13 protein-coding genes and 1 pseudogene are annotated in these 13822 nt (G+C 57.5%); 3 read left to right on the top strand and 11 right to left on the bottom strand.

The genetic code is table 11. From position 1 onward, the window contains the following. Positions 1–3: 3 nt before the first annotated feature. The 10 genes from H143_RS21795 to H143_RS0118965 all read right to left on the bottom strand — a co-directional run bounded on the left by H143_RS21795 (position 4) and on the right by H143_RS0118965 (position 9794). The gene (locus H143_RS21795; RefSeq protein ID WP_019939855.1) at positions 4–513 is read right to left on the bottom strand and encodes a type 4 pilus major pilin; all 510 of its coding nucleotides are present in this window, start codon (positions 511–513) and stop codon (positions 4–6) included. 17 nt (positions 514–530) lie between these two features. Beyond that, positions 531–1625, bottom strand: a complete 1095-nt coding sequence (locus H143_RS0119010) for a type II secretion system F family protein (protein WP_231378525.1) — start codon at positions 1623–1625, stop codon at positions 531–533. Between the two features lie 173 nt (positions 1626–1798). Next, entirely contained in the window at positions 1799–3568 is a 1770-nt protein-coding gene (locus H143_RS0119000; RefSeq protein WP_019939852.1) for an ATPase, T2SS/T4P/T4SS family, read from the bottom strand. Positions 3569–3606: 38 nt separating this feature from the next. Then, on the bottom strand, positions 3607–4323 hold the full coding sequence (locus H143_RS0118995; RefSeq protein WP_019939851.1) for a hypothetical protein: 717 nt from the start codon (positions 4321–4323) through the stop codon (positions 3607–3609). Continuing rightward, positions 4313–5680, bottom strand: coding sequence for a type 4b pilus protein PilO2 (gene pilO2, locus H143_RS0118990; protein ID WP_019939850.1), 1368 nt, complete (start codon positions 5678–5680; stop codon positions 4313–4315). The genes H143_RS0118995 and pilO2 overlap by 11 nt, the downstream gene beginning before the upstream one ends. A gap of 38 nt (positions 5681–5718) precedes the next feature. Next, positions 5719–6171: a type IV pilus biogenesis protein PilM gene (pilM, locus tag H143_RS0118985; protein ID WP_019939849.1), complete on the bottom strand. Its 453-nt coding sequence runs from the start codon at positions 6169–6171 to the stop codon at positions 5719–5721. A gap of 42 nt (positions 6172–6213) precedes the next feature. Continuing rightward, complete coding sequence (locus H143_RS0118980; RefSeq protein WP_019939848.1) at positions 6214–8028, bottom strand: PilN family type IVB pilus formation outer membrane protein; 1815 nt, start codon at positions 8026–8028, stop codon at positions 6214–6216. 2 nt (positions 8029–8030) lie between these two features. Then, on the bottom strand, positions 8031–8672 hold the full coding sequence (locus H143_RS22715; protein ID WP_196801334.1) for a TcpQ domain-containing protein: 642 nt from the start codon (positions 8670–8672) through the stop codon (positions 8031–8033). A gap of 443 nt (positions 8673–9115) precedes the next feature. Further along, positions 9116–9439, bottom strand: a complete 324-nt coding sequence (locus H143_RS0118970) for a hypothetical protein (RefSeq protein WP_019939846.1) — start codon at positions 9437–9439, stop codon at positions 9116–9118. 19 nt (positions 9440–9458) lie between these two features. Beyond that, positions 9459–9794, bottom strand: coding sequence for a hypothetical protein (locus H143_RS0118965; protein ID WP_019939845.1), 336 nt, complete (start codon positions 9792–9794; stop codon positions 9459–9461). Between the two features lie 835 nt (positions 9795–10629). Between H143_RS0118965 and H143_RS22255 the strand changes: the two are divergent. After that, a pseudogene (locus H143_RS22255) lies at positions 10630–10800 on the top strand (integrase core domain-containing protein); the annotation flags it as partial. A 14-nt stretch (positions 10801–10814) separates the two neighbouring features. On the opposite strand, the gene H143_RS0118960 reads toward H143_RS22255, so the two are convergent. Beyond that, a complete protein-coding gene (locus H143_RS0118960; protein WP_019939844.1) occupies positions 10815–11717 on the bottom strand; it encodes a LysR family transcriptional regulator in 903 nt (300 codons plus the stop codon). Positions 11718–11730: 13 nt separating this feature from the next. On the opposite strand from H143_RS0118960, the gene H143_RS0118955 reads away from it, so the two are divergent. Both H143_RS0118955 and H143_RS21790 read left to right on the top strand, forming a co-directional pair. Continuing rightward, positions 11731–13257: an amidohydrolase family protein gene (locus tag H143_RS0118955; protein WP_196801333.1), complete on the top strand. Its 1527-nt coding sequence runs from the start codon at positions 11731–11733 to the stop codon at positions 13255–13257. Beyond that, positions 13250–13789 carry a DMT family transporter gene (locus tag H143_RS21790; RefSeq protein ID WP_019939842.1) on the top strand — a complete coding sequence of 180 codons (540 nt, stop codon included), beginning with the start codon at positions 13250–13252 and terminating at the stop codon, positions 13787–13789. Before H143_RS0118955 ends, H143_RS21790 begins: the two co-directional genes overlap by 8 nt. The last annotated feature ends 33 nt before the right edge of the window (positions 13790–13822 follow it).

The raw sequence follows: 13822 nt of genomic DNA, 5'->3' as shown, positions 1-13822 counted from the left end.
GGCTCAGTAATGCGTAAAAGTCAGGTTCGACGTGCCGCTGCTATTGCAGGTTGGCATCGATGCCGAATCGAACTTGTTGCTGTCTGCTGCTCGATTGAGAAATCCCTGACAGGCATAGGCAGGTACATTGTCGTATTCGATCAGTACGTTGCTGGCCGAGCCGGTCACTGTCACGGCTCCGCCCCACTTGTTCATCACGGTCCCACCCACGGCAGCGCCCGTCATATTGCCGAATGCCTGAATTGTCTGGAGGGTAGTGTTGCTCACGTTGGCATATGAGCCTCCCTGAGACAGTGAATCTGCGCCTTGAACGATCGCCTGCAGGTTGTTGCTTTCGATGTAGATAGAGAGTTGGTTATTGATAAAGCGGTAGATTCCCCAGACAACCACAAAGGTGAGAAGCACGACGGCGACCGCACCCAAGGCAGGTCCGATAAAAAATCCCCGTTCGTTATGACGGGGATTTTTGGAGGCACGAAGACAGGCAAGCTGATCTTTCAAAGAGAAAATCATGTTTGGATTCCTGTGTCCTATTTGAAGGACTGTTGAATAATTTCGAGAACGGTAGTGCCTAAGAGAGCCACCCAGATCAGGATCCAGGTCCTGCTCAATGCACTAAATCGTCTGGCTAGACGCTCGATGTAGCCAGAGGTGTCTTCCAGCCAGTCTTCCGCGTACTGGATTAGCGCGTCGAAGGCTTCTTCCCCGGTGAGTGAGCCGATGTTCTCCAGAACGGGGATCGCTTCTCTATCGGGAAACTCGTGGCCAGAAGATCGAAACGCGGCACCAATGTTGAAACCTTGCCTTACGCCATACATCCCAGCATGAATCCGCGAGGCTAACCAGGGACTGGCCGAACGTGAGAGCACGCTCAATGCCCGGGGTATGGGGACGTTGCCTTTGAGTAGGACGGCGTATGAGAAAAGAAACAAAGCGCCATGAATACGCCGATAAAACGACCACGGCGGCAAGCGATCGGCCATGATTCGCCCGTGACTTTTCCAGCGCCCCAATGATGCGAAGACCAGGATCATCAGAATGATGGGCGTGACGATCGCGATCGGCCAATACTGATAGATGAATTCGGCCGAACTGATGACGAACGTTGAAATCAGCGACATCCCGCGCAGCCCATTGGCCCCCACCGTGGGCAATAACATCGAGGCGATCATGTACAACACCGCCATAACCGCTGCCATGAGAAATACCGGGTAGCTGATCGCGCCGATCACGGAAGACCACATCCCGGCCTGGCGCCTTACCAACCGCCAGGCCATGTCCAGGCTCTGAACCTGCTTGCCCGACTCTTCACCGGCTTCGAGTATCGCCAGCTCGGTTGCGGGCAACCAATCGGCCAGTGATTCATGCAATGGCTGGCCGACATTGAGCAAAGCCGCGTCGGCGACGATCGCAGGGACGGGCCGAAAAGGGAGCTTTCGACGACCGCCAAGGCGGTGATAGATCCAGTTTCCAGCGCGCTGCCAGATTGACAGCGAAGCGTTGTAGGTATCGCGGATCCTGCGCAGCGCACGCTGCTTCGGTATGCCCGAGCGCTCGTATAGGAACAACGTGCGATAAAAATGCAGGCGCATCGGGCGTTTGAAGGCTCGCCGCTTGGCAGACATTCGAAAAGATGACCGCCGCGTACTGGTGCTACGGGCGCGACGAGACCGCCGAAATAAGCTCGGCCAAGGCATGGAGCCTCCTATCAATTGAAGAGGTCCTGAAGCCTGAAGTGGCTCTCAGGGACGGCAGCTAACCCTGCGTGGTAGGCGGATCCGGCTTTAGCCGTGCCTGGTCAAATCCTCAGTTCCTTGTCCGTATCCAACGGGGACACCAGGCGCTCTGCGTCGGCAGGATCGATCAAGCCGGAGTTGACCTTCTCGATCAGGTGGGCAGTCTTGGTTTTTCCTCCGCGCTCATGCACCCAGAATTTGCGCAATTCCACGGCCCCTTTCTTGCGAAAGATATCCATGGCCGCTGCCTCAGTGGGCATGACTTCAGCGCAGATCGTGCGCCTGCGCAGCGCGCCACGGTGGCAATGCTGGCAACCATGACGATCACGCAGCCGCACCGAGTCAGGCAAGCAAAGTGATTCGATGCGCCGACGCAGGGAAGCCGGTAAGGAATCCGCTCCATCCGAATAGGAAATGGAGCAATGCGGGCAGAGCTGCGGCGCCAGGCTTTGATTGACGAAGATACGAAATATCTCCGGATCGCAGAGGTAGCTCATATCGATCCCGGATTCCCAGAGCCGTACGGGCGCCAAGGTCGCTGAGCTCGCATGCAGGCTTCCCCAGGTCAGATGATTGGTCAGCGCCGATTTAAGCGCCACATCCATGGTTTCCCTCAAGCGCAACTCGCCCGCAATGATCCAGTTTGGATTCCAGCGCATCAAGGTCTCGAAACCCTCCACCCACGCACGTGCCTCCTCTTCACGGCTACCTCCCTTGCGGGAGATCGCCTTCTGGATCGCGCCTAGAATGGGAATTTCTGGCGGATCTTCCAGGCACTGGATCATGTAGCGGTAGTCATGGGACTTCTGCCAATGCCCGACGATGTTGGCCAATGTCGTAGTCTTGCCGCACCCGGTCGGACCCGTGAAGAGGTTGATCCCGGAGGAAAAACCCGCCACGTCATAGAGCATGTCTTGATGATCTTGGGTAAAGCCCAGATCGACCATTGTCTTGGGCTCGCCCATGTCATAGTGCAAACGAAGTGCCAGAAAGGGCTTTTCCTCATCTGTTGGTCCGGTCGAAACCCGGCACTGATGTAGCTCTAGCCCATCGACAAAGGTTCGCGCAATGCGCGCGGTCTGATCACGTAGCGGATCGTAGTTCGGATCGCTTTTGGATTCGCACATCGCCTCGTAGACAGTACGAATCAGACGACGCATGCGCTCAGGTTTCATCCGAAAGCGCGGCTCGATATCTCCCGCAATGCGGTACTTGATCTGAGCGAACCCTCTGGTCGGTATTTCAAAAAAGATATCGCTCGCTTCCAGCTTGGCGCCCTCGCGAATGATCGCGATCACTTCCGCCTCTTCAGCCGTCTGGCGAGCGATTTCAGCAACGCTCAGTTCTTCGTTGCCGGATCCGTGCGCATTGAGACGTTGAATTTCCGTATAGGGAACGGTCTTCTTGATCTGGTAGGGCGATTCTTTGCCGTCGGTAAGCTCTCTGCGCCGATCAAGCCTGGCGATGTAGTCCATCACCAGGACATCCTGCTCTGCGTTTTCGGTCAGATACAGGACACCGTTATCTGCCAAGGCGACCTTGTGCTGCACGATCGGTTGGGCGTAGTACGCAGTTCCTTCCAACGCAGAAAGAATCAGCACCGGTATGTTATCTCCGCGCCGGCCTTCCTCCGATTTACTTCCCTTGGGAAGGTCAGGCATGTCGTCGGCCAACAGTTCCGGCAAGGATTCGGCGTTGTCGCCAGGTAGGACAGAAACTTCTTGCTTTTCGACCTCAGGTTTCGAAATCTTGATCTCGGGTAGATCCTCCAATAGGACCTCGATCGTTCTCTCGGCTGGATCCAGCAGTATGGGATCAATCTTCATATTCATGAGGAAATTCCTTCGTCCGAGTAACAGCGGCTTGATCTTTACCGACGGTTCGTATTGAGCGGTCGTTGAGTGGGTGTCTGGCGGGTCATGCCCATCATGGGATTCATAGGCAGAGACGCCCCTGGCTGCGCCGCACGTGTATCTTCGGCCTGCGACGATGTCGGAACATCGACGCTAAGCAGGTTGAAGGACTTTCCGTCGCGCGTGACTTGCACGGTTCTGTCATTGATCTCGGACACCGTGAAACCACCTGGCAGCATATCGCCGCGACCGGCCACGACGGTCGTACCACCGTCGAAGGAAAATTTTCCGACCCAGCCAGCAGTCGATGCTCTGCGCCAGAGCACCCGGGGTAGGGACGGCGTGATCAGACTGGCGTTATCCCCATCGGAATACTTGGCCAAGGCGGCGCGCTGTTGAGCCCGCTGCGTCATGGCCTTGTAGAGAATCTCCTGCTGCATGACTGCATCCAAGTCGCTTACCGTCACTGCTGGTTTGGGCGTTTCATCTTGTCTGGACGCCTCTTGCGCGGGATGGCTGGCGTTTGATTTCTCGACGACTGGCTTAGCCGTCGGCACCGCCAATTTGCCTACGACCGGCGACGGCGCCGATTGAGCTTTCGGATACCAGGACAAGAGCATCCACACAGCCATCGGAATGACGATATAGACCAAAATCCTGCGAATGATCCCGCTGCGGATTCCCACTCGCAGGCTCAGATGACATAGCCTGCGTTGAAATTGTTCACTGACCATAAAGTTTCCCCGACATACTCCAATTGACCATGCCCGTATCGCTGAATGAGAGCGATTCGGATTCGACGCGAACTCCAGGAATGGACATCGCGTCCATGAGGTTTATGGGATTGCGCGCAATTTCCTTGATGTCCCACTTCAACGTCTTCCAGCTCGGATGCATGAGGCGCGCATCTGAAGACGTCTTGGGTGCGATATACCCAGAGGGAAAGCTCGACGCGACGGGCGTAAGAGTGAAACTGATAAGCCGATGCTGCCAATGGCTCATGAAGTTATCTTCCTGCCCACGCATGAGAGGCAGAATTTCATCGCCAGCTGCTGGCATGGCCATACCCCAGGCGATGGTAACCAGATCCCCCGATTTATCGACTGAGATGCGCAATGCACGATCCCATGCCTGGGCAGCTCGGATAATGTCGTTCACAGTCCGCCCTTGCGTTCGGGCATACGTTGCGGTGACTTGGCTGGCTGAGCAGTGAGCTTCAGAAAGTGGCCAGCCGCCGAGCGTCACTGGAAGTACGCCCAGACTTTTCGTGCATCGATCCGCAAAGACGCCCGGCAAGGACTCTTGTGCCCAGGGATGAGTCCTAGCCAGTTCTTCTGCTGTTGCACCAGCATTCTTCAAGCGATTGGCTGCCGCTTCGCTCTCGAGTTCGGCCAGGCGCAACTTTGCCAGGTGATTCGAGATCAGGATCCCGGCGCCACCGAAGATCGTCCCCAGGACAACCGCCCAAATGAAGTAACGCGAGACATCTCGAGGTGCCAGGGATAGGCGTTTACGCAGCCGATGACTACGCTTGACGCCTCGGGCCAGTTCTTCAAGAGAATAGGGTTCAGCGTCTGAAAAAAAACCTTCCGGAGCATAGACCTCGAAGGCATCCACCCCTAACGCTGATTCCATGGACTCCCACAGCTTTTGGAAGTGGGCGCGAGCTTGCACCTTGTCCAGGCATTTATCGGATCCCGGCAAGATCACATCATGCATGGCTCCAGTGACCGCGTACATCTGCGGCGAGACCTCGAAGGCGGCGACAAAGGAGGGGCCAAGGACATCGGCGGCGACAGCTGCCAGCGGAACCATCCCGCGCCTGGCACGTGCACCGCGTACGACAAAGCCGGCTTGCACGACATCCGGTTGCCGGCGAACGAAGACCGCTTCGACAGGTTTGCCTGTCTCCTCGCGTTCGCGCTTGGCAATTCTGCGTGCCTCGGCCTGATAGTTTCCACCATTTGGAAGCACTTGCCAGTCCAGGCCGCTGACAAATAGTCGGCGCCCTATCTTGAAAGGGGTCACGCCATTGACGGTTTTATATACCGTCCTGGCGTTGGAGCGCGCTTGGCGCGGAATCAATCGCATGAAGGTTCCTATGCGGGCTGATTTAGTCGGCTGCAGCTTTAGTCAGCAACAACAATGCTGTTATCCGGTATCACGGGGGGAAGAGGATTTGTGACGCCCAGCCCCGCGCTGACCAGTTGATTGCTGTGTGCTATGCCGACTAGGCCGCTTGTGGCGTTGTCTGTGAACATATCGGCGATGCTAGGACGGCCCGACAACGAGAATGCGCTGGGAGGGAAATAGACGAATCCTTGCCCGGCGTAGATCACGGCCTGGATGCGCGTGTCTAAGAGCATCCAGCTGGGCAATCCCAGCGCGGAAAGCGCGACACCGCCTGTCGCGGTGGGGTTTGCGGTGATGTACGCGCTCAGGGCATTGTGAACGGCCAACATAGAGGTCCCCAAGTCGCGTGCATTCGAAGCGACAAGAACCTGAGTGGCTTCTTGACTGGCGTTGCTGGCCATGTCGACGTGGATAAAGGATAAATAGAGGGTGAATAGGAACACCCACATACGCGCCTCCAGGTCTTGCCGATCACTCCGCTCTGATCGCCATTACGCCGCCAATTTCAGACGGTATCGATCGAAAATCGCTTCGTTAGCGGCTTGCGAGTTGTCTCCGGTATCCAGGGATTTCATGATCTGAGGAGAAATGATGATGACAACCACGTTGCGGGATTTGTCTCGCGTTCCGCCGCCCGTCGGGATCCAGGCCGATACACTGCCCACGCCTTGCCTGGCCGTCGTCTCGCTGGCCTGCTGGAAGTCCGAAATCACCAGGGTCTGACCGGATTGCATGCCTACGCGCTGCAGGAATACCTGCCGATCGACCGAGGCTGCGAAGACCGGTTGCGCGGAACTGTTGTTTCCCGTCGGCACCTGGGTAATCGTTGCCGGCGGGCTCATGTTCAGCGAGAACAGCAAGGTCACTTCCCGGCGGTAGATGTCGGGCACGATATCCATGGCAAATCCGGTCACCACGCTGCACATCTGTATGGAGTTTGTCGAGCCGACCTGAGCGGTGCTGGTTTGGCTCACACCGCACACATATTGCTGCTCGTTGGTCAGGTGGATCGGCGTGGGCTGAAGGTTCTGGGTGGTCACGCCACGCTGGCGCAGGATCGAGACCGAGCCTTGCTTGGCTAGAGCGCTCAATATCGCTTGCGTCCCCGCGAACTGACCCGCCGTCCCCTTGGCGCTACTGAGAATGCCAAAGCCGGCCGAAGATGCCCCAGAGAGTGGCGAGAAGCCGCTGGCCAACGTGATGCCGTAGTTACCCGTGAGCGAATTCCAGACCGCGCTCCAGTTGATCCCAAGGCTATCGGAATCGGAAAGGGTGATTTGCGCCACCGTGACGTAGAGCATGACCTGACGGGACATCCTGTCATTCACGCTCGAGATGTATTGGCCGATTCGGTCGAGAACTTCCGGCGTATCAGTAACGGTCACCGTGCCTATCGAGGGCGACATCGCGAATTTGCCTACCCCCGGGGTCAGCATGGCTTGGATGCCTTGCCGCACCTCCAGGCCGAAATGCGACTTGAATGCCATTACCGTCTTCTGATCGGAGTCGCCGGTCGTTTTGCTGCTGGCGGACCCGCTCGTCGAGTTCGAGCTACCCGATCCCGAGAGACTGGCGCCGCTGCTTACGCTGGATTGAAAATCCAGCTCGGACGAGAGCGCCAAGTGAAAGCTGCGTGTCTGAAGGTACGAGATCGTGACATATCCGTCTTGGTAGGCCCAATAAAGGCCCAACTGAGAGGTAATGACATCCAGTAGTCCCGACAGCGGTTTGCCCAGCCAGCGAATCGGCTGGATTTTCGCGTTACCCGCGGTGGTGTACGCGAAATCGCGTGCGACACCACGCCCGCCGTATCGATTAACCCCGGGCTGGGCTCCCGAGGGGCCACCGATACCCGGCACGATAGGCGCGGCCCCAGTTGCGCTGTCCGACCCAGCCTCCGAACTGACGTCCTGAATGGATCCGTTGGCCAATGCCGCCCAGGCATCCTGCGTGACGCGAATCTGGACTCCGCACTCTTGCGAGACGATTTGCGAGAAATCGGACAAGCTCATCGGTGCATCGGCGATGAACTTGATGGAACAATCCTGGCTCCTGGGAATTCTAACTTTCAATTCCTTGGGGGCTGCCACAGGCTGCAATGACAGATAGGGCGTATTCGATTGTTCGATGATGGGGTTGTGACTAGCCGCATGGACCTGTTGGACTGCCTTGTCGTAATCATGCTGAGCGTCGACCGAAGCCTGGTTAATCCTTGCATAAGATCCGCAGCCCGCAAGGGTCAAGGTGATGAGCAGGGACGTCCAGCGCAACCAGCGATTGGCTGCGTTCTGAGATTGATGGGACATGTTTATTCCGTCGGCGTGGAGACAACCAGAACGTGGTTCGGGTGTTTCACGACAGTGAAGTAGTGGTTTTCTTGTCGCGCGGCAGCAAAAAGCTGCGCCGAGGCCGACAGAAAATCAGGGGCTTTGATCGAGTAGGGCGATCCGATCGTGAAATCGGCCTTCGTATTCCAGACGACCCACCAGTGCGGGGTTTCTTGATAACCCCAGTTGCGTACAACATCGGAAAGCAGCGTGCCGGAACTTGCAACCCAGGTGAGGTTCTGCGGCGCAGGCGGCTCGGGTAGTCTGGCCGGTGGCAAATGCGCTTCAAGCTCTGGAAGTGACTCGCTCGGTGTCAGATCCCGCGTGACGATCATGCCACTTAGAACATCTTGGACTTGCGCATTAGGGACAGCCCCAACCGAGGCTGCAGGCAAGGGGCGAGCATCAGTTCGAGAGTGCGCCACCATTGCTCTTGCAGGCAGTATCGAGACGGGCGCAATCGCAGCCATCAGGATCGGGTCTACCTTCGTGTTAGGCAAACCAAAGGGTCGCGTTTGCGACCCCTTCGATTTCATGAGCACAGTATCCAACCTTGGTAAGGAAACACTTTCGGCATGCCCTTGCTCGAGGTTTTCCTGCTTCGGAATCGTCGAGGTAGTCACTGCTACCGATGTCGTTCTCGATGAGGCAGCTGGAGGTAAAGGTATCGGAACCGGGAGTGCGACGGGAACTGACTTGTTCGTAGAAGTCGCGGGATCTGAATGGGCCACCCGGTCCGCTGGCTTAACCGGCACCGACTGCATTTCTGCTCTGCTCGCTCCGATGGCTAGATGATCGTTTTGGGCGAGGGTGATTTTCTCGACTGTGGGTTTGGGCGCTCTCGATGCGACGGCTGGGTAAATTTCGGTCCAGGGACGAGTATCCGGCTCGACCCTGTTGACCGGTACCGCATTCGCAGCATCGGGCATGGGTGGATCTTTAGGCGTAAAGCCGCACCCGGCCAGCACACTCACAAATATGAAGGCCACCGCTCTCGAGGCAGCCATCCGCGTTCCATTCATGTAGTTCTCCGCAGGGCGAGCTCGAGGGATTCGGCTGGCCTGGGTCAGGGTTCAGGGGAACCAGGTTTGTGCTGGGTAGGCGTCCAGGGCGTGATACCCAATCGCTGCAGTTCGGCATGAACAGCGCGCAGCTCGCCAGGCTTCATCAGATGCCGCAGCAAGAGCAGCAGTTCGAGCACAAGCGGCCGAAGCGCGCCTCGCGCCACATCGTCGTCCGAGGTGTCGACTAGGGCCAGGCGCAACTGCGCGATCTGATCGGCCACAAGGTCCTCGCCGGCATTGACCAGGCGCAGCCGCAAGTACTCAGAGAGGCTGAGCCCGAGATCGGCCGCTGCCTTTATGTAGGACTGGTGCTCGTCGTGAGACATCCGCACTCCCACGAATTTTTCAAGTAATGGGCCTGACATAGCGGCGCTCCACGATAATTCGACCGACTTCCTCGGCATAGGCGCGCTCGAATGCCGTCATGCGCATGTGATGCCGCAGCGCCCCGTCGTCGTGGCGCTCGCAATGCTCACGGCATCGTTCGTTGCGAAAATCCATCAAGCTTTCTTCGATCTTGCCCGAGAACCAGATCTGCACTGCATGCCTTGCCGCGCGCTCCGCATCAGGAAATTGGGGCTCTTCCCGGGGCGGCGATGCGGTGTCATGAGCGGATTGCGTAGGCGAAAGCGGGCGCGGGTGGCGAGCCAAAGCTGCCACCGCGAAGTTTGCGGTTTGCATGGGGGATTCCTGTAATGAACCGTCGCCAGACGGTGAGGGAAGACAGCAGGGTGGGTGGCAAGAAATGGGACTGGCGAACGGTTACAGGCAACCGCTGTGCGTCACGGAAACTCGCGCGCACTTCCCAAAACTGCCACCCAAAGGTAAAAATCCAAGGTAAGGATGAAACGTCCCAACGCTTGGAGCCTGTATTGTGACTGAAAATCGTCTTGCCGGATTCTTGACGTGAAACCTTGCAAATGGCCTGAAATAGGTAGCAAAGCGCAGTGAATTGAGGGTATGCTATCGCTGCAAGTCGTTGAAAAGACTGCGCTTTGTATTTTCACCTATTTACAAACCGCGTTCTTACAAGGCGTAGGTCACAGGTTCGAACCCTGTAGCACCCACCACTTTCCTGTGCATCGGTGTGCAAGGCAATGCAAAAACCCTAGAGAAGCAGAGCTCTAGGGTTTTTTGTTTGTGCAGCACAGTGGTTCCGTGCCAAAGAGTTGGCAACGACGGTTTCGCTTTTTACAACGGCCATTCCTGTGTCGTACATCCTGGGAGCACCATTTAGCACGTGGGTTATGGATAACGTGCACTGGATGAACTGGGGTGGGTGGCGCGGGATGCCGCTTCTGGAAGGCGCGCCTGCGCTGATAGGCGGATTTCTGTGCTATGCATAGCTTACGAACCGCTCGGTAGATGCCAAGTCGCTCAAGCCCGAGGAGCGGGACTGGCTGCTGAACGAGCTGGAAAACGCTAAAAAAGCGCACCCGCGCGCACCGCATCTGGACCCGCTCAAGGTGATGAGCAATCCCAAGGTGCTGTACCTGTCGTTCATCTGCTTCGTCTCTTTAACCGGACGGCCAGATACGAATGGCTATCGCAGTACGAGTGGCAAGACCTGGAGAAGGTGCAGGAGCATGCCACGCGTTGGATGTGGTCCTACAATCACGAACGCCTCAATATGGCCATGGGCGGATTCACACCAAAGTGCCATGCCCAGTTATTTAATTTAATTTGATGTGCCAACATCGATCACTCCAGCTTGGCATTGCCGAACAGCTCTGTCGTCCAGTCGGTGAACGCGCGCATCGCTGGAGAGAGAAAGCGCTGATGGGGATAGAGTAGTGATACCGGTACCGGCGCCGGCCGCCTGTGGGCCAGCACCTCGACCAATTCTCCGGTCTGCAACAGGTCGGTCACCAGGATCTCGGCTAGCTGCATCAAGCCGCAGCCATCGAGGCATAGCTTGATGTAAAGCTCAGTCTCGTTGACAGCCACTGTTCCCGGGACTGAAACGGCGATGCCGATGCCCTCCTCGACGAAATGCAGATCGACTCCTCGCCGCTTCGTGCTGGAAAAGTAGTGGACCGCCCGGTGACGCTGCAAATCCTCCAAGACCTCGGGAACACCATGTTCAGCCAAGTAGGACGGTGCCGCGCAGGTGATCCATCGCAGCTCGCCCAGGCTGCGCGCGACGAGCGTCGAGTCATCAAGGCTGCCGGTGCGGATGACGCAATCGACCCCCTCCTGGATCAGGTCCACCTGGCGATCATTTACTCCGATCATCAGGTAAATGTCCGGGTATCGCTGCTGGAATTGGCGCAATTGCGGCAGGATAACGGCATGGGCGATGCCGCCAGGCATATCCACGCGCAGGCGTCCTTGCGGGCGTTCGACGGAGCCTAGCAGCCCGGATTCGGTGTCGTCGATCAGTTCGAGGATTTCGCGGCAGCGGTGGTAGTACCGCTCGCCTTCCGGCGTCAGGCTCAGGTTTCTGGTGGAACGGTTCAGCAGGCGCGTCTGCAAATGTTTTTCAAGCCGCTTGATTATGCCGGTCACCGACGATGCGGGTAAGCCCAGAGTCTGCGCCGCGCGCACAAAACTCCTGCTCTCGACCACGCGAAGGAATACCTGCATTGCTTGTACGCGATCCATCTCTTGTCCGTGAATGGGTGAAGGAAACGGCTCTGCACCTCAAAATTATTCGACTTTTCTGCATGATGAAAACCCCGGGGGCTACTTTTTCCACGTGGTCGCCTTCGCTAGACTGTTTGCACTCAATTATCTAGAGCAGGACTCAACAATGTCCGATCAGGACCGTCAACTGCTGGTGCCGCTGGCACCGGCCCCTCGCAAGATTCTGATTCGAGGCGCCACCATCATCAGCATGGATGGCGATGTCGGCAATATGCCCATGGGCAACATCCTGATTGTAGACGGCACCATTGCCGCCATCGGCGTACACCTGCAGGCCGACGGTGCCCAAGTTATCGATGCGGCGGATATGATCGCCATTCCTGGCATGGTCGATACCCATCGCCATTGCTGGGAAGGCCAGCTTCGCCGCATCAATCCCAATGCGGCGACGCTGCAGGACTATTGCAATGCCACGCATTTCTCGTTTGCCAAATATTACCGGCCGCGCGATATCTACGTTGGCAACCTGCTCACGGCATTGGGCTGCATCGATGCCGGCATCACGACCGTGATCGACAACTCCCACAACAGCCGCACAGGGGCGCACTCCGACGCGGCGGTGGAAGCTCTGCTAGATACAGGTATCCGTGCGGTCCACGCGGCCGGGGCGCCCGTATCGGGCGTCTGGGACGAGGCGCATTGGGCAGGCAATCTCGCCCGCCTGCAGGCCAAGTATTTCACCGCTCATCCGGACGGCCTGGTGACACTGGCCATGATGGCGCAGCTTGAACCGGACCAGTGGGCCGTCGCACGAGAACTGGGCATTCCCATTGTGACCGAGTTTTTTGGTGGTGACATGGCGGCCGAGCTCGCGGCGCTGCACCAGCAGGGTTTGCTCGGCAGCGACAACATCTTCAACCACTGTACCTGCCTGCCGGACTCCGGCTGGAAAATCTTGCGCGAGGCGGGTGTGCGTGTCAATGTATGCCCGCGTTCGGATGCCCACTACGGTATCGAGGATGGCATGCACGCCTGGCAGGCAGCGCTTCATCACGGCATTCGCCCGGGTCTCAGCGTCGACAACGAGACCTCGTACAGCGGCGACATGTTCATGGAGATGCGCGTGGCGTTTTACCTGCAACGGGTCGTGGGACATAGCCGGCGCATCCATGGTCATCACCATGCGCCGGCTCCAACCAATGCGTTCCGGTTGCTGGAGGCTGCCACGATCGATGGCGCCGCGTGCGCGGGACTGGAGAATCGCATTGGAAGCTTGACGCCGGGCAAGCAGGCCGATCTGGTTCTCATCCGCACCAGCGACCTTAATCTGTACCCTGTCAACAACGCTATCGCCACCGTGGTGCACGCGGCTGAGCGCGCCAATATCGATACCGTCATCATCGGCGGGCGCGTGCGCAAACGCGGTGGCATCGTGCTGGGTGTGGATCAGGCCAAGCTGCGCTGCGCGATCGACGAATCATGCACCCATATCTTCGAGGCCGCCGGTTACCAGCCAGATCTGTTTGCCGAATCGTTCGCACCCATTCACTTTGCGTAAAAAGCGCCTGATCAACGCGATACTGTTACCCATCGCTTTCGGCGATTGCATCGCCATCGCCTTGCAGACCAACTTGAATGGCCAGCTGGCACCGCGCAACGGCTTGACCTTGCTGCTGGAGCTGGCCGTCGCCGGCCAGATCACGCCATCGGTGATCATAGATCACTTCGTCTTGCTGGGCGCGACGGTACGGCCGCTTTCGCCCGGAAAACTGATGGGCTACCCGCTGATGCTCTCCGGTTTGGCGGTATGGGCGCTGAACGACCCGGTCACAAACAAGGCGTTGAATCGTTTGAATTTGGCAGATTGTCCATCCGGCAATGCCAGGACAAAAGAGGCATTGAATTTTATGGACAAGGAAATCGCCGAACAATTTTCCGCAAACGAAATCTTTGACGACTGTGACCCCATGTACGCCGATGTCCAGGTGATCGCGATCGTTGATACGACCGTTGAACGCATCAGGCTGCACCCAAGCCCGCAACACCGATATCTATGTGCCGGCTTCCTACTAGGGGCTGTCATCAATTGATGGCTTGAGATTTTAGGCCAGGCGTTCCAAACT

The organism is Bordetella sp. FB-8 (assembly GCF_000382185.1).
Lineage (GTDB): Bacteria > Pseudomonadota > Gammaproteobacteria > Burkholderiales > Burkholderiaceae_B > Bordetella.
This window is presented reverse-complemented; position numbering and strand designations above follow the sequence as displayed.